Source organism: Streptomyces sp. NPDC001980, assembly GCF_040296885.1.
Lineage (GTDB): Bacteria > Actinomycetota > Actinomycetes > Streptomycetales > Streptomycetaceae > Streptomyces.
The window spans coordinates 248064-263994 of record NZ_JBEOYD010000003.1 but is presented as its reverse complement, the minus strand read 5'-3'; the positions used below and the strand labels follow the sequence as shown (position 1 = coordinate 263994).

Genomic DNA, 15931 nt, shown 5'->3' with positions numbered 1-15931 from the left:
GCGTGCGGGTCAGCCGCCCGTCGCGGTGAGCGCCGCGCGCAGATGACCGCCGGACTCCTCCAGAAGGCGGGCTGCGGTGGGCCCGTCGACACCGGCCAGGATCACCAGGACGGCGGGCTTCACCTCGCCGTCGGTGGCGGTGAGGGCCGCCTCGATCTCGTCGTCCGACGCACCCGTGGCGAGCGCGACGATCCGGCGGGAGCGGGCGCGCAGCTTCTCGTTGGAGGCGCGGACGTCGACCATCAGGTTCCCGTAGGTCTTGCCGAGCCGGATCATCGTGATCGTCGACAGCATGTTGAGGACGAGCTTCTGGGCGGTGCCGGCCTTGAGGCGGGTGGAGCCGGTGAGCAGTTCGGGGCCGACGACGACCTCGATCCCGTGCTCGGCGGCGGCCGCGAGCGCGCTGCCCGCGTTGCAGGAGAGGCCGACGGTCAGGGCGCCCAGGGCGCGGGCGTGCTCGACGGCGCCGACGGCGTAGGGGGTGCGGCCGGAGGCCGAGATGCCGACGACGGAGTCGGCGGGGCCGATTCCGAGCGCGTCGAGGTCCTTCCGGGCCAGCTCCGCGGAGTCCTCGGCCCCTTCCACGGACGTGACCATGGCCTCCGGCCCGCCCGCGATGACCCCGACGACCTGACCGGGCCGGGTGTTGAAGGTGGGCGGACACTCGGAGGCGTCCAGGATCCCGAGCCGCCCGGCGGTACCGGCCCCGGCGTAGACCAGCCGGCCGCCCTGGGCCATCCGGGCGGCGATGCCGTCGATCGCGGCCGAGATCTGGGGCAGCCGCAGAGCCACGGCGGCGGCCACCCCGGCGTCCTCACCGTTCATCAGGCGGGCGATGTCCAGGGTGGGCAGCGTGTCGATCTCGGCGAGCTCGGGGCGGAAGGCCTCGGTGGTGAGCGACTCCAGCTCGGTGCGGAGAGCGCGGTGTTCGGTGGTCATTCGGATACGGCTCTTTCCAACGCGGACGAGTGCACTTACTCAGGGGCGCGGGGCTGTGTTGAATATGCGGCTACCGCCGCGCGGGCGCGACAAGCCACGACGAACCGGCACGTTCCCACAATGATCAAGCCCTACGGTCTATCGGGGCACACTCCGATGCCGATGGGCCAACGCCTCGTACGACGCCGCCAACGCCGGCGCCGCCGCCTCGTACGTCCGCTGCGCCACCCCCACGAACAGACAGTCCACCACCAGCAACTGCCCGGTCCGCGACGACATCGCCGCCGGCCGCAGCTCGCTCTCCCGCGCCGTCGACGTCGTCAGCACATGGTCGGCGTACTGCGTCACCGACGACCCGGGCCGCCCGGTGATCGCGACGGTCGTGGCCCCCCGTTCGAAGGCCACCCGCAGCGGCTCTATGACATCCCCGGTCGACCCGGAGTGCGTGATCGCTATCGCCACGTCCCCGGCCCGCAACTGCACCGCGTTGGTGACCGCGAGATGCGGATCGCTGTGGGCGTGCGCTATCAGCCCTATCCGCAGCAGCTTCTGCGTGAGGTCCTGGGCGACCAGCCCCGACGCCCCGATGCCGTACACGTCGGTCCGCCGCGCCCCGGCGAGTGCGCTGACGGCGGCCCCCAGCTGCACCGTGTCGAGGCCGGCCGCCGTGTCCGCGAGGGTCTGCTGTTCGTCGTAGGCGAGTTTCGCGACGACGTCGGCGATCGGGTCGTCGACGGCGATGTCGGTGGTGATCGCGGGCGCCCGCCCCGACTGCTGGTGCGCGGCGAGCCCGGCGAGGGCGAGCCGCAGGTCGCGGTAGCCGGGGTAACCGAGCAGCCGGGCGGTGCGGACGACGGTCGCCTCGCTGGTGCCGGTCAGTTCGGCGAGGCCGGTGACCGTGAGGGCCGCGCAGCCGGCGGGGTCGTTCGCGACGGCCTCGGCGACGCGCTGCATGGAGCGGGTCATGGAGGGCGCGAGGGTCCGCACCTTGGCCGCGAGGGCGGCCGGAGCCGGTGGCGCACCAGCGCTTCCGCGGCGGCCGAAAATTTCCTTCACGTCCTTGGTCACTCTTGAAAGATATTTTCGGTTCGGGTGCCCGGTCAAGACCGCGCACAATAGGACCATGGACCCCGTAAGCCCCTTGGAACAGGCGTTGCACGCAGCCCGCGCCCTCGTGCTCGCCGATCTGGTCGCGGGCGAGGTCGCCGAGGCGGACGTGGTCTCGCTGGTCGAGGACTCCGTCGTACAGCGCCGCTGGTGGGTGGAGCAGTGGCCGGAGGGCGCGGGGTACGTGGCGGGGCTGGTGGCCCAGGACGTGCAGGACGCGCTCCTTGAGCGGTACGGCCGCTGGCCGCTGTGCCCGGTGTGCGGCTCCGGTGACCCGCACGCCCTGGACGTCGAACCGGAACTCGGCCCGGACCCGCACTGGGTGTGCCACAAGGCGGGCGTGAAGGTCGCCTCGGTCGGTTCCCTGGGCAGTTCCCTGGGCGGCGGGATGTCCTCCTCGTGACGGAGTTCTCATGACGGTGTACATCGATCCGCCGGACTGGCCGGGCCACGGCCGGATGTGGTCCCACCTGGTCAGCGATGTCTCGTACGCCGAACTGCACGCCTTCGCCGAGGACATGGGCGTACTGCGCCGTGCCTTCGAGCGCGACCACTACGACATCCCCTCGCACCGCTACCCGGACGCGGTCCGGGCCGGTGCCGTGGAGGTCAGCAGCCGCGAGGTGGTGCGGCTGCTGCACGGGGCGGGGCTGCGCCGGCGCAAGAGCGACGTGCCCCGCCGGTAACGGCCCCTGACGGTCCGGCGGTTCCTATTCCGCCCGCAGCGCGAAGGCCAGCTCCGCCTCGCCCTCGCTCACCTTGCCGAACCCGGCGCGGGTGACGACCGCCTGGGAGGCGGTGTTGGCGGTCTCGACGGTGGCGAACAGGGTGCGTACGTCGTCGCGGGCCAGGGCCCAGCCGGCCAGGGCGCGGAGCGCTTCCGTCGCGTAGCCGTTGCCGCGGGCGGCCTCGGCCAGGTCGTAGCCGATCTCCACCCGGCCCTCCTCGTCCGGGGCGGAGTGGAAGCCGATGCCGCCGACCGCGCGGCCGTCCGCCCGGCGGACCAGGGCGAAGACGCCGAACTCCGGCCGGTGGACGCCCCCTTCGTACGCCTTCAGCAGGAAGCCGGCGGCGTCCCGGGTGCCCTCGTAGGGGCCGCCGTCGACCCATTCGAAGCCGCCGTCGCCGCCGAGGCGCAGGTCGCGGGCTTCGGCGGGGCGGATGCCGACGAGGTCGAGGCGTTCGGCGGGGATGACGAGGTTGTTGCGCCAGCGCCAGTCGGTGACCGGGGCCCGGCCGGGCAGCTCGCCGCGGCCGGTGGCCCACAGGAGGGTCGGCCAGGCGGCGGGGCCGGGCTGGACGTGCGGGAACAGCCAGGCCAGGACGGACTCGGCGAGTTCTTCGGAGGGCCGGTAGGGGAGCCCGAGGCCCGTGGCCATGTCGTGGGTGTGGAGCAGCACTTCGGCGACGCCCATCGCGGCGAAGCCCGCGCGGTCGGCGCTGCGGAAGGGGTAGGGGTGGAAGGCGCGGACCTGGCGGGAGGTGGTGCGGACGGTGGCGGCGAGCAGGGCGCCGGTCGTCTCGATGACGTGCAGGAGGCCGGAGTTGTCGGTCCCGTCGTCGAGCCTGAGCTCGAAGGGCACGTACGCGTCCTGGGCGCGCCCGGCCAGATTGGCGGCGTACGCGACGAGGTCGTCGGCGACATGGACCGCCGTCTCGTGGCAGTTCCAGTCCAGCCTGCCGGCCGTCACCTCCGTCCAGTCCCGCGCCACCGCGGGCCGCAGCGCGGCCACACAGCCCGCGACGGCCTCTTCCACCTGGTCCCCGCCCATGTCACGCATGGGTCGCACCCTAGGACGCCGGATCCTCGGCGGTCGACAGCATTTCCAGCTCCGCGGCGAGGTTGTAGCGGGCGGTCGGCTCCCACTCGGTCCGGCCGTACGGCGTTCTGAACAGCTGGGGCAGGTCGAGGAGTTGGCGCAGGATCGCGGAACGGCCCGCACGGAAGGCGTCGTTCGGGACGAAGTGGTACTCCTCGCGCACCTCGACGGTGTAGGCGGCGTACCCGGAGGGCGGGGCGGCGAGGATCGCGAGGTCGGCGTCGCACAGGACCTCGCCGTTGCGGTCGCCCGGGGCCGGGTCGTGGGTGACGGTGAGCCGGACCAGGCGGGCGACCTCGGCGGTCTTCTCCGCGGAGATCCCGGCCTCGGGGAGGGCGCGTTCGGCGAGGCGGGCCGAGCGCTCCTCGTTCTCCGACCGGTCCGGGAGGTACACCGCGTCGTGGAACCAGGCGGCGAGCCGGACCAGGTCCGGCTCGTCCGCGTACTCCGCCAGTACGTCGACGTGGTCGAGGACCGCCGTGAGGTGGGCGACCGTGTGGTACCGGCGCTGGGGCTCCTGCCAGCGGCGGAGCAGTTCGTCGGCGTACGGGTCGGGGTCGGGGTGGCGGGAGTCGTCGTCGCGCGCCATGAGGAGGGCGTCCCGCCAGCGGGCGCGGAGATCGCGGAGATCGGCCATGCGCTCATTCTCCCGCCCGCCACTGACATCCCCCTAGCGTGGGACGCATGACTGCTGCTGCTGACGACGCACGCGACCCCCTCCTTCCCGGCCGTCTCCTCACCGTCGAGCGCGACGCGCTGATCCCGCTCCTGCGCTCCCGGCCGGACGCGGACTTCGCGCTGCCGACCGCCGCGTGTCCCGGGTGGACGGTCCGGGACGTGCTCGCCCACTGTTCGTCCGCGCTGATCCGGGTGGTGGAGAGCCGCTTCGAGCCCGGGGTGTTCTCACCCGAGTCGAACGACCGGGACATCGCCGAGCGCGCCGACTGGACCAACGCCCGGGTCCTCGACGAGCTGGAGCGCGGGATGACCGAGGCCGGCGACGTGATCGCGGGGCGGGCGGACGGGGCGCTGGACGGGATCGCCCTGGGGGAGTGGGTGCACGCCGGTGACGTCCGCGACACCCTCGGCGAACCCGGCGCCTACACGGGCGCGGGTCTGCCCCACGCGCTCTCGCTGCTGGCCCGGGTGACCCGGGCGCGGGGGCACCTGCGGCTCCAGGCCGACCTGGACGACGTGGACGACCCGCTGCACCTGGGCGAGACCAGCGGGACCCGGACCCCGGCCCGTTTCATGGGGGACGCGGCGACGCTCGTACGGCTGTACACCGGGCGGTCGCCGAACGGGACGTCGTACGAGCTGATGGGAGCGGAGGCGGTGGAGCTGAACCTCTACGGCTGAATACGGACCTTGTGCGACGGGGGCGGTCTCGCGGCCGTCCCTGTTCCCCGCGTACCCTGGATTGGACTAGACCTCCGGACTAGACCACCGGTCGGGAGGTGCACGGGGAACACCACGGAAGGGGCCCTATGAGCACGCGTGCAGTCCTGGAGGTGATCGCCCTCGACGCCGAGGACGCGGTCGCCGCCCAGGCCGGAGGCGCGGACCGCCTTGAACTGGTCACCGACATGGCGGCCGACGGGCTCACCCCGCCGCCCCGGACCTTCACCGCGATCCGGGCCGCCGTCGACATCGACCTGCGCGTGATGCTGCGACTGGCGGACGGGTTCGCGGCGGGCGACGCCGACCGCCTGGTGGAGGTGGCCGGGGAACTGCGGGCGGCCGGGGCCGACCAGTTCGTGCTCGGGTTCCTGGACGCGGAGGGCGGGGTGGACCTGGACGCGGTGGAGCGGGTGGTCGCCGCGCTGGACGGCTGCCGCTGGACCTTCCACCGGGCCATCGACCGGGCCGCGGACCGCGACGCCCTGCGCAAGCAGCTCGCCGACCTGCCCGGCCTCGACACCTACCTCACGGCCGGGGCCGCGGAGGGCGTGGACGAGGGGCTGCCCAGGCTGCTGGCCGAGGCGGGGCGGCGCGGAGAGCCGGGGTACGAGCAGACCCTCCTGGTGGGCGGTGGCCTGCGGCTCGATCATGTGGCCGAGCTGCGGGCGGCGGGCATCGAGGCCTTCCACATCGGCGGCGCGGCCCGGCCGGCGGGCTGGGACGGGGCGGTGTCGGAGGCGGCGGTGCGGTCCTGGCGCCGGGTGCTGGACGGGTCGGGGTCCTCCAACTAGGGCCGGGGCCGGCTCACTCGGCGGCGAGCAGGTGGGCGGGGGCGATCCTGGACAGCCCCCGGATCGGCACCGTCAGCGCCGCCCCCACCAGGGCGGTCGCCGCGAGCGTGGCCAGCAGCGCGGCGCCGGTGACCGTGAACAGGTGTCCGTGCAGCACGCCCCGGCCCAGTGCCAGCACCCCGGCCAGACCGGCCACCGCGCCGGACAGGCCGCCCAGCAGAGCCAGTCCGATCCCCTCGTAGAGGGTCAGCTTCGCCAGCTCGCGGTTGGTCCAGCCGGTCGCCCGCAGCACCGCGAGGTCGGCGGCGCGCTCGCGCTGCGAGATGACCAGGACGTCGATGGCACCGGCGGCGCCCAGCAGCAGGGACAGGGCGACGCTGAGGTAGTCGGCCTCGCGCGCCTGCGCCACCACGGCGCTGCCGAGCAGCGACCCGGCCACCTCGCCCCGGAAGGCCAGCGTCAGGGCCAGCAGCACCGTGAACGCGGCCACTCCCAGCGCCAGCCCGGCCGCGCCCAGCAGCGTGCGGCCCCGCACCCGCAGCAGGTTGAGCACGGCCAGCCCGGCCACCGAACGCACCGGGCGGGCGCGGCGGGCCGCCGTCACCGGGGGCCGGACGGCTTCCATCGGTCCCAGCCGGGTGGCGAGCCAGGCGGGGATCAGGCCCGCCGCCGTGGCCAGCAGAAGCGCCACCGGGAGCACGAGGAGCGACTTGGCGCCGGCTCCGGGCTGGCCCAGCGCCCGGCCCAGCACGTACGCGAGCACCGCGCCCGCGGCTCCGGCGGCGAGGCCGATCACCGCCAGTTCGCCGAGGACCAGGCGGAGTACTTCGCCGCCGCTCCAGCCCAGGCAGCGCAACGTGCCGATCTCGGTGCGGCGTGAGCGCACCGAGGCCAGCGCCGCCTGGCCGAGGAAGAGCGCGCACACGACGAGGACCAGCACGAAGAGCACCGCGCTCTTGGTGTCCACCGCCCGGAGGATGCGCAGGGCCACGCCCTTGGCGACCCAACGCTCCGTCACCCGCGCCGAGCCGCTCAACGCCACCGTCTGCGGGGCGGGCGAACTGCCGACGGTGACGTCGACCTGGAGCCGGGGGTAGGCGGCCCGGATCGCCCCGGCCACGGCGTTCACCCGCGCCCGGGAGGCCGTGTCGACGCCGGTCACTCCGGCCACCCGGATCCTGATCGCGCTCACCGGCGCCTTGTCCTGGAGGCTCGGGACCCGGCGGCTCTTGGTGAGCGCGGTGATGGAGTCCATCGTCGTCAGCATGGTGGGCGGCGGGCTGACGTAGCCGCCCAGGTTGCGGTCGGGCTGCAGCGGCTTGCCGTGGAGCTTCGCCCGGGTCGCGCTGTCCGCGCCGGTGACCTGCGGTGTCTGGTAGGTCTCCAGCGGGGTGTCGGACAGTGCCGAGAAACCGCGCAGTCTGCCGGTGTCGTAGCGGCCGACCAGGTGGACGAAGGGGTTGGGCAGGCGCCCGGAGTCGACGCCGTCGCAGGAACCCAGCCCGACGCAGTCCGTGGCGGCGTGACTGGTCACCTTCCGGTACTGGGTGCCCTGGTGGTTCTCCTCGGGGACGTTGGCGAACGGCTGCTGGTTCGAGTTGGTGATCCACAGGCTGCGCTTCTGCGCCGGCTGCGGCTGCGCGGTCAGGTCGCCGTCCGAGGTCCGGCGGTAGGTGACCGGGCCGACCGTCCAGTAGTCCCCGGTGTCGAACGAATCCTCGGTCAGCGCCTTCCGGTAGCCCTTGCCCAGGTCGACCCGGGTTGTGCCCACCGTGGTGCCGTGCAGGCCGCGGACGAAGCTGTCGGCCGTCGGGTTGCCCAGTTTCGAGGGCAGCTCGGCCGGGTCGCCGACGTCGAGCCGCTCGACGGTGGCGTCGAGCGTTCCGGTGGTCAGCGGGTTGTCGCTGAGCAGCGCCGGGATGTAGGAGTCGTGCTGTCCGTGGACGCTCTTGGCGGACGACACCGTCCACGGCTTGTCCTGCTCGGTGAGCATCCGGCCCGAGGTGATGGTGTCGCCCAGGCCCACCAGCCGGTTCTCGGCCGCCGGGTCGATGGCGGACAGCAGCACGGGGTAACTGACCGGAACGTCGATGGTGGCCTTGTCCCGGCCGGACTGGCAGTTCATCCGCGAACTCAGGTCCGGGTCGAACGGCGACCTGTCCCTGAGGTCCTCGGCGATGAAGTTCGTCCTCATCGGCAGTTTCAGGTTGAACTCGGTCTGCTCGGTCTTGTCCCGGTTGAAGTAGAAGCAGACGTCGTACTTCCCCGCCAGCTGGTACCGCTCGGTGCTCTTGTCGACCGCGCCCTTCTCCAGGGTGTCGGACTGGAACAGGTCCTCCGGTGTCCCCGCCGCTGTCAGGGGGGAGCGGGTGAGGTAGACGTACTCGTCGGAGGTGCGGTAGGTGCCCAGTCCGGAGGTGAGCGTCGGGCTGATGCGCAGGATCTGCCGGGAGGCCTTGCCGTCCAGGAAGCGGGACACGTCGACGGTGACGGTGCTCGACACCATGAGGTAGCCGATGTTGGCGACCGGCGCGGCCACGTCGACCCCGGCCAGGCCGCGGATGCGCCGGTACTGGTCCATGGTGATGCCGCCGAACGTGCCGGACAGGAAGTTCGGCGTGACCAGACCGCTCTGCCGCTCCACGGCCGTCTGCGAGTCCGGCGGGCGTACCAGGACGTCGTACGCGGACCGTGCGTTCTTCCGTACGGTGCCCACGGTGGTCGCCTGGCTCGTGCTCACCGTCGCGGTCAGCAGGGTGAAGCTGGTCGCCGCCACCAGGATTCCGGCGGCCAGGGCCAGCGCGCGCCCGCGCCGCCGCCGGAGCTGATCGAGGATCATCCCTATCACGGGCGCAGGCCCCCCAGCCGGTGCAGCACGTCGCCGGCCGGCGTGACCCGCTGGTCCGAGGTGATCCTGCCGTCCTGCAGGCGCACCACCCGGTCGCCGTTGGCGGCGACCTCCGCGTCGTGGGTGGCGATCAGCATCGTCATCCCGTACCGCTCGCGCAGCGACATCAGCAGGTCGATGATCTCCCGCCCGATGACGCTGTCCAGGTTGCCGGTGGGCTCGTCGGCCAGCAGCAGTCCCGGCCGGTTGATCAACGCGCGGGCGACGGCGACGCGTTGCTGCTGGCCGCCCGACAACTGTGCGGGCAGGGCGTCGGCCCGGTGGCCCAGGCCGACCGCTTCGAGCAGTTCCATGCCGCGCGCACGGCGGTCGAAGTCCACCCTGCGCGGCAGGACGGGGGCGAGCACGTTGTCCAGCGCGGTCAGCGCGGGCAGCAGGTGGAAGCGCTGGAAGACGAAGCCGATCCGCCGGCGGTGCCGGTCCAGGTCCCGGCGCACCAGTTCCGTGCCGTCGATCTCGACGTGTCCCTCGTCGGGCTGGTCCATGCCACCCGTCACGTGCAGCACGGTGGACTTGCCGGCACCGGAAGGCCCGGTCAGCATCACCACCTCGCCGGCCGCGACCTCCAGGTCGACCTCGTCCAGCGCGGTCAGCCCGGGATACCGGCGGCTCACCCCGCGCAACGCCACGCTCACAGCCATAGATGCAGCCTCGCCCTCGCACATCGCGGCACGTACACCGCCGCACATACATTGCGGCAATTCAGGGGTATGTTGTCACAATGTAGAAGGGACGTATATGCCGCTCCATCACGCCGTGCTCGCGCTGCTGACCCGGCGACCGAATCACGGATACGAACTCAAGGCCCGCTTCGAGGAGGCCATCGGCCCGCAGTGGGGTGGCCTGAACATCGGTCACCTCTACCAGATCCTCGAACGGCTGGTCCGTGACGGCTATGTCTCACGCTCGCAGGTCACGCAGACCGACCGGCCCGACAAGAACCTCTACACGCTCACCGAGGCGGGCGAGGCCGAACTGCGCTCCTGGGCGACCACCGCCTGGGTGCGCGTCGGCGGCTTCCGCGACGAACTGTTCCTCAAGCTCCTCGGCGCCTCCGCGCTGGGCCCGCAGGCCCTGACCACGCTGATCGAGGCGCAGCGGCAGACGTACCTGTCCGAGCTCGCGGGCCTGGCCCGACAGCGCCGGGCCCACGCCGACGAGCCGCTGGTCGCCGTCCTGATCGACGCCGCCATCGCCCACACCAAGGCCGACCTCGGACTGCTGGACAGCGCCGCGCAGCATCTGGGGCCGCTCGCCGCGGCGCACGGTGCACAGGTGCAGGGTGAAGCCGACGAGGCCGGCGGTCGCAGCGGGACGGGCGGGTCCCGCGCGGAGTCCGCCTAGCCCGACGTCTGCTTTCCCGGCCGGCTCAGCTCAGCTGCGGCGGCAGCGCGGCCGCGTGGGTGACGATGAGGCCGGACACCGCCCGGGTCAGCGCCACGTACAGGCGGCGCAGGCCGGTGCGTTCGTCCGGTTCGCCGTCGACCACGGCCCGGGGCTCGTCGAGGACCACGTAGTCGTACTCCAGGCCCTTGGCCAGTGACGCCGGGACCAGGGTGAGGCGGGTCTCGGCCGTGGTCTCCTCGCCGGGGGCCAGGTAGCCGATGCCCGCCGCCGCCAGCGCCTCCGCGAGCGCCGGCACGCGCGCGTCCGCCGCGATCAGGCCCGTCGAGCCCTCGTTGCCGAGCAACTCCTCGCACGCGGCGACCACTTCGGCGGTGTCCCCGATGGCGCGGAGCGCGAAGAAACCGGGGTTCTCACGGACCGAGGCGACCGGCGCGAGGCCGGGGGCGATGTGCGGGAGGAGCCGGGAGGCGTAGGTGATGACGTCGGTCGGGACGCGGAAACCCGCCGTCAGTTCCTCGACGACCCCGTCGGACTTGCCCAGGTGGGCCAGCGCCTCGTCCCAACTCCGCGTCGCCCACGGCGTGGTGCCCTGCGCCAGGTCGCCGAGGACGGTCGCCGACCCGGTGGTGCACCGGCGGCCGACCGCGCGGTACTGCATGGGGGAGAGGTCCTGCGCCTCGTCCAGGACGACATGGCCGAGCGAGTGGGTGCGCTGGACGAGATCCGTCGTCTCGTCGATCAGCACTGCGTCCGCGGCCGACCACTTCGCCGCCTTGACGCTGCGCACCGGCTTCGCCCACACGATCGTCTTCTGCTCGTCGTCGGTGAGGATCCCCTCCGCGTGTACGGCGAGGAAATCCGTGTCCGTGAGCAGGCGCAGCACGAGCTTCGCCGGGTCGACCGGCGGCCAGACCTGTTTGACGGCCGCCTTCACCGCCGCGTTGCGCGCCACCGAGTCCTGCACGCGGTCGTCGGGTGCCTCTCCCGAGCGCTCCATCTGGACCAGCACGGCGTGCGCGATGCGCTGCGGCAGGGCCTCGCGCGCGGCGCCGTACCGGATGCCCCGGTCCAGCAACTCGCGGACGATGTCCTCCAGCTCGTACGCCGGGACCCGCCAGCGCCGGGAGCCGCGCACCACCACGACCGGTTCGGTGGGCGGCGTGACGTGCGCGTAGACGGCCCTGCGCAGGACCTCCGCCATCCGGGCGTCGCCCTTGATGACCGCGGCGGGGGCGTCGTCGGTGCCGCGGATGTCGACGTCACGGGCCACCAGGTCGTCCACCGTCGCCTGCTGCACGGTCAGCTCGCCCAGCGCGGGCAGCACCTGCTCGATGTAGTGCAGGAAGGAGCGGTTCGGCCCGATGACCAGGGTGCCGGTGCGGGCGAGCCGCTCCCGGTGGGCGTAGAGGAGGTACGCGACCCGGTGCAGGCCGACGGCGGTCTTCCCGGTCCCCGGGCCACCCTGCACGCAGACCGTTCCGCCGAGCCCGCTGCGCACGATCTCGTCCTGCTCGGGCTGGATGGTCGCCACGATGTCGCGCATCGGGCCGACACGCGGGCGCTCGATCTCCTGCTGGAGCAGCTTGCTGGTGCGGGCCGCTTCGGCGGGGTCGGAGAGGTGCTCGTCCTCGTACGCCGTGATGTCGCCGCGGGTGTACCCGAAGCGGCGGCGCAGGGCGACGTCCATCGGGTCCTTCTTGGACGCCCGGTAGAACGGCTGCGAGACCGGCGCCCGCCAGTCGATGACCATCGGATCGCCGTCGTGGTCGTGCACGTGCCGGCGCCCGATGTAGAAGCGTTCGCCGTACGCGCCTTCCGCCTGGTCGGCGCCGGGGGCGTGCAGGTAGTCGAGGCGGCCGAAGAACAGCGGGGTGTCGCTGAGGTCGGCCAGCGCCTTGATGCGCTCCTCCATCTGGCGGGCGAGGACCTCGGCGTTGACCCAGTTCGCGGTGACGTCGCTGATGTCCAGCGACTCGACGTCCTCACGCATGGCGCGCAGGGCGGCGCGGGACTCGGCGAGGTGGGAGCGTTCGCGGGAGAGGGGGTCGGGGAGGGAGTCGGGGCCGGGGCCGGGGTGCGGGTCCGCTAGCGGGTCGTGGGCGGGCGTGGACAAGGGGGTGCCTCCGAAGGCCTGCGAGTCGATGGCGCTCAGGTGTGGATGGCGCACAGGTGGCGATCAGCCGACCGGTTTCCGTCCGGGCGGCGGCACTCCGGGGACGGAGGCGGGCAAGAGCGTAGATTCTAGTGAGGTGGGGGTGGGGGAGGCCAATGGATTTCCCCGCAACCCCTAGGGGGAGCATCACCCTGAGGGTGGGGCCGAGGCCGGGGGCGGCGTCCATCGGGGGGTGGACCGGAGGATGCCGGAAATTGGACCCGTGGACCGATGCCGTAGCCATGCCCGAAGTTCCACCATTGAGGCATGAGCGCAGCAACCATCCACCCAGCCTCCAGCCGTCCCCCGGGCGCCACAGCCCTCGACGGAGTTCCCCAGCCCCACCACCGCCTGGGCGACGCCCTGCGCGCCGTCAAGGTCTTCGTCAGCGCGGCGTTCAGCGTCGCGATACTCGGTGAATACGGCGAGGAAGCGGGCATACGCCGCAAGTGACGGCATAGGGTCGCCCCCGTGCCGAACCGGACGGTGACGTCACCCCCTGCCCCGCCCGCCTCCATCCCCCTCCTCCTGTCCCTCTCCTTACTGACGGTCTCCCTCTGCTCCTTCGCCGTCCTCTGCATCCTGCTCCGCGCCCCGATGGCCGACCTGCTGGTCTACCGGGCCGAGGGCGAAGCCGTGGTCCACGGCGGTGATCTGTACGGCTTCACGGTCACCGAGTGGCGGCTGCCGGCGACGTATCCGCCCTTCGCGGCGGTCCTGTTCGTCCCGACGACCGGGATCCCCGTCCCGGCCCTGAAGGCCCTGTTCCTCGCGGGCAACGCGCTCCTGCTCGCCTGGCTCCTCGCCCTCTCCGCCCGCCTGGCCGGCCGCACGGCACCCGTCCCGCTGCTGTGCGCGGCGACCGCACTCGCCCTCTGGCTGGAGCCGGTCTTCCAGACACTCCTCTTCGGCCAGGTCAACCTCGCGATCACCGGCCTGGTCCTCTGGGACCTCACCCGCCCGCCCGGCGCCCGCGCCAAGGGCCTGGCCCTGGGCATCGCGGCGGGCGTCAAACTCACCCCGGCGATCTTCATCGCCTACCTGTTCCTGACCGCACGCAGAAAGGAGGCAGCCACCGCGACGGCGTCCTTCGCGGGTACGGCCCTGCTCGGCGCCCTTCTCCTCCCGGCGGCCACCGTGGACTTCTGGACGCGGCGTCTGTTCGAGACCGGCCGGGTCGGCAAGGCCTGGATCATCGACAACCAGTCGCTCCAGGGCCTGGTCGCCAGGGTGACGGGCTCGGCGGCACCGGGCCTTGCCTGGGTGCTCCCGGCGGCGATGGTGGCGGTGACGGGCCTGTGGCTGGCCACCCGCGCTCGCCACGTGCACGGCTCCGACCGCTGGGGCATCCTGCTCACCGCGTGCACGGCCCTGCTGGTCTGCCCGATCAGCTGGTCCCACCACTGGGTGTGGTGCGTCCCGTTGCTGGCGGTCCTGCTGGCCGAGGGGCGAACGCTCCTCGCGGCCACGACGGCGCTGGTCTTCACGGCCCGCACGATGTGGCTGGTGCCCCACGCGGGCGACCGTGACCTGCACCTGCCGTGGTGGCAGCAGGCGTGCGCGTCGCCGTACCCCCTCCTGGGGCTGGCGTTGCTGGCGGGCGCCGCGGTCGCCCTACGGCGGCGCAGCGGCACCCTGCCGGAGAGGCGTCCCGGCGCCGCCCTGCCGGACGGCTCTCAGCCCTCCGCCAGCAGCTCGTCCGCGTCCATGATCCGGTAGGCGTACCCCTGCTCCGCCAGGAACCGCTGCCGGTGGGCGGCGAAGTCCTGGTCGATCGTGTCGCGGGCGACGACGGAGTAGAAGTGGGCCTTGTGGCCGTCGGCCTTCGGGCGCAGGACGCGGCCGAGGCGCTGGGCCTCCTCCTGGCGGGAGCCGAAGGTGCCCGACACCTGGATGGCGACCGTCGCCTCCGGCAGGTCGATGGAGAAGTTGGCGACCTTCGAGACGACCAGCACGCTGATCTCGCCCTCGCGGAAGGCGTCGAAGAGCTTCTCGCGCTGGGCGTTGGAGGTCTCGCCCTTGATGACGGGGGCGTTCAGGTGCTCGCCCAGCTCGTCGAGCTGGTCGATGTACTGGCCGATGACGAGGATCTGCTGCCCCGCGAAACGCCTCACGATCGCCTCCGTGACCTTCCGCTTGGTCGCGGTGGTCGCACAGAAGCGGTACTTCTCCTCGGTCTCGGCGGTGGCGTACGCCAGCCGCTCCGAGTCCGTCAGGTTCACCCGCACCTCCACACAGTCGGCGGGTGCGATGTAGCCCTGCGCCTCGATCTCCTTCCACGGAGCGTCGAACCGCTTGGGCCCGATGAGGGAGAACACGTCCGATTCCCGGCCGTCCTCGCGCACGAGGGTGGCCGTCAGCCCCAGCCGCCGGCGCGCCTGCAGATCGGCGGTGAACTTGAAGACAGGAGCCGGCAGCAGATGGACCTCGTCGTAGACGATCAGACCCCAGTCGCGGGAGTCGAAGAGTTCCAGGTGCGGGTAGACGCCCTTCCGCCTGGTCGTGAGGACCTGGTACGTGGCGATCGTGACGGGCCGGATCTCCTTCCGTGTCCCGCTGTACTCCCCGATCTCGTCCTCGGTGAGACTCGTCCGCTTCACCAGCTCGTGCTTCCACTGCCGCGCGGAGACGGTGTTGGTCACCAGGATCAGCGTGGTCGACTTCGCCTGCGCCATGGACCCGGCCCCGACCAGGGTCTTCCCGGCCCCGCAGGGGAGGACGACGACCCCGCTCCCGCCGTGCCAGAAGTTCTCCACGGCCTGCTTCTGGTACGGCCGCAGCGCCCAGCCGTCCTCGGCGAGCTCGATCGGGTGCGCCTCGCCGTCCACGTACCCGGCGAGGTCCTCGGCGGGCCAGCCCAGCTTCAGCAGGGTCTGCTTGATCTGCCCCCGCTCGGAGGGGTGCACGGCGACGGTGTCGGGGTCGATCCGGGCGCCGACCAGCGGGGCGATCCGCTTGGAGCGCAGGATCTCCTCCAGGACCGGCCGGTCGGTGGTGGTGAGCACCAGCCCGTGCGCCGGGTGCTTGCTGAGCGTCAGGCGCCCGTACCGGTCCATCGTCTCGGCGATGTCGACCAGCAGCGCGTGCGGCACCGGGTAGCGGCTGTACTCGACCAGCGCGTCCACGACCTGCTCGGCGTCGTGCCCGGCCGCCCGCGCGTTCCACAGCCCCAGCGGGGTCACCCGGTAGGTGTGGATGTGCTCCGGCGCCCGCTCCAGCTCGGCGAAGGGCGCGATCGCCCGACGGCAGTCGTCGGCCCGCTCGTGGTCGACTTCCAGGAGCAGGGTCTTGTCGGACTGGACGATCAACGGACCATTCACGCGCTGCACCCTTTCCGTTCGGACCGTGCGGCCATCGCCATGGCGGCCATCGTCACGGGCCAAAGTTCCAGTGTGCCTCATAGGCGAGCGATCACCTTCGCCGTTCGACGGAACGTGCACCGCCCGTGACCGGCTTCAGGGTGCAT

The 15931-nt window shown here is 72.5% G+C and carries 15 protein-coding genes; 7 read left to right on the top strand and 8 right to left on the bottom strand.

What is annotated here, in order from left to right; genetic code table 11:
- Nucleotides 1-9 precede the first annotated feature (9 nt).
- Both murQ and ABT137_RS05825 read right to left on the bottom strand, forming a co-directional pair.
- A complete protein-coding gene (gene murQ, locus ABT137_RS05830; RefSeq protein WP_351703046.1) occupies nucleotides 10-939 on the bottom strand; it encodes an N-acetylmuramic acid 6-phosphate etherase in 930 nt (309 codons plus the stop codon).
- A 138-nt stretch (nucleotides 940-1077) separates the two neighbouring features.
- Nucleotides 1078-2007 (bottom strand): MurR/RpiR family transcriptional regulator, encoded by a 930-nt coding sequence (locus ABT137_RS05825; protein WP_351703043.1) that lies wholly within the window; start codon nucleotides 2005-2007, stop codon nucleotides 1078-1080.
- Nucleotides 2008-2062: 55 nt separating this feature from the next.
- Between ABT137_RS05825 and ABT137_RS05820 the strand changes: the two genes are divergently transcribed.
- Both ABT137_RS05820 and ABT137_RS05815 read left to right on the top strand, forming a co-directional pair.
- Nucleotides 2063-2449: a DUF8819 family protein gene (locus tag ABT137_RS05820; RefSeq protein WP_351703040.1), complete on the top strand. Its 387-nt coding sequence runs from the start codon at nucleotides 2063-2065 to the stop codon at nucleotides 2447-2449.
- A 10-nt stretch (nucleotides 2450-2459) separates the two neighbouring features.
- Nucleotides 2460-2732: a DUF4031 domain-containing protein gene (locus ABT137_RS05815; RefSeq protein ID WP_351703037.1), complete on the top strand. Its 273-nt coding sequence runs from the start codon at nucleotides 2460-2462 to the stop codon at nucleotides 2730-2732.
- A gap of 24 nt (nucleotides 2733-2756) precedes the next feature.
- On the opposite strand, the gene ABT137_RS05810 is transcribed toward ABT137_RS05815, so the two are convergent.
- Both ABT137_RS05810 and ABT137_RS05805 read right to left on the bottom strand, forming a co-directional pair.
- A complete protein-coding gene (locus ABT137_RS05810; protein ID WP_351703034.1) occupies nucleotides 2757-3827 on the bottom strand; it encodes a GNAT family N-acetyltransferase in 1071 nt (356 codons plus the stop codon).
- Between the two features lie 10 nt (nucleotides 3828-3837).
- Nucleotides 3838-4503, bottom strand: a complete 666-nt coding sequence (locus tag ABT137_RS05805) for an HD domain-containing protein (RefSeq protein ID WP_351703031.1) — start codon at nucleotides 4501-4503, stop codon at nucleotides 3838-3840.
- Between the two features lie 47 nt (nucleotides 4504-4550).
- Here ABT137_RS05805 and ABT137_RS05800 point away from each other — a divergent pair, with 47 nt between their 5' ends.
- Together ABT137_RS05800 and ABT137_RS05795 are read left to right on the top strand one after the other, a co-directional pair.
- Nucleotides 4551-5225: a maleylpyruvate isomerase family mycothiol-dependent enzyme gene (locus ABT137_RS05800; protein WP_351703028.1), complete on the top strand. Its 675-nt coding sequence runs from the start codon at nucleotides 4551-4553 to the stop codon at nucleotides 5223-5225.
- Between the two features lie 128 nt (nucleotides 5226-5353).
- Nucleotides 5354-6058 (top strand): copper homeostasis protein CutC, encoded by a 705-nt coding sequence (locus tag ABT137_RS05795; RefSeq protein ID WP_351703025.1) that lies wholly within the window; start codon nucleotides 5354-5356, stop codon nucleotides 6056-6058.
- Nucleotides 6059-6071: 13 nt separating this feature from the next.
- Here ABT137_RS05795 and ABT137_RS05790 read toward each other — a convergent pair whose 3' ends face one another.
- Together ABT137_RS05790 and ABT137_RS05785 are read right to left on the bottom strand one after the other, a co-directional pair.
- Nucleotides 6072-8897: an FtsX-like permease family protein gene (locus ABT137_RS05790; RefSeq protein WP_351703022.1), complete on the bottom strand. Its 2826-nt coding sequence runs from the start codon at nucleotides 8895-8897 to the stop codon at nucleotides 6072-6074.
- A gap of 5 nt (nucleotides 8898-8902) precedes the next feature.
- Nucleotides 8903-9607, bottom strand: coding sequence for an ABC transporter ATP-binding protein (locus tag ABT137_RS05785; RefSeq protein ID WP_351703019.1), 705 nt, complete (start codon nucleotides 9605-9607; stop codon nucleotides 8903-8905).
- Between the two features lie 97 nt (nucleotides 9608-9704).
- On the opposite strand from ABT137_RS05785, the gene ABT137_RS05780 reads away from it, so the two are divergent.
- Entirely contained in the window at nucleotides 9705-10310 is a 606-nt protein-coding gene (locus tag ABT137_RS05780) for a helix-turn-helix transcriptional regulator (protein WP_351703016.1), read from the top strand.
- 25 nt (nucleotides 10311-10335) lie between these two features.
- Here the strand turns inward: ABT137_RS05780 and ABT137_RS05775 are convergent, their stop codons facing one another.
- Nucleotides 10336-12426, bottom strand: coding sequence for a HelD family protein (locus ABT137_RS05775; protein WP_502984477.1), 2091 nt, complete (start codon nucleotides 12424-12426; stop codon nucleotides 10336-10338).
- A 306-nt stretch (nucleotides 12427-12732) separates the two neighbouring features.
- On the opposite strand from ABT137_RS05775, the gene ABT137_RS05770 reads away from it, so the two are divergent.
- A complete protein-coding gene (locus ABT137_RS05770) occupies nucleotides 12733-12918 on the top strand; it encodes a hypothetical protein (protein ID WP_351703013.1) in 186 nt (61 codons plus the stop codon).
- A gap of 18 nt (nucleotides 12919-12936) precedes the next feature.
- Nucleotides 12937-14184 (top strand): glycosyltransferase 87 family protein, encoded by a 1248-nt coding sequence (locus ABT137_RS05765; RefSeq protein ID WP_502984476.1) that lies wholly within the window; start codon nucleotides 12937-12939, stop codon nucleotides 14182-14184.
- On the opposite strand, the gene ABT137_RS05760 is transcribed toward ABT137_RS05765, so the two are convergent.
- Nucleotides 14142-15785 carry a DNA repair helicase XPB gene (locus tag ABT137_RS05760; RefSeq protein WP_351703010.1) on the bottom strand — a complete coding sequence of 548 codons (1644 nt, stop codon included), beginning with the start codon at nucleotides 15783-15785 and terminating at the stop codon, nucleotides 14142-14144. The two genes, ABT137_RS05765 and ABT137_RS05760, sit on opposite strands and share 43 nt — an antisense overlap.
- Nucleotides 15786-15931: the final 146 nt, after the last annotated feature.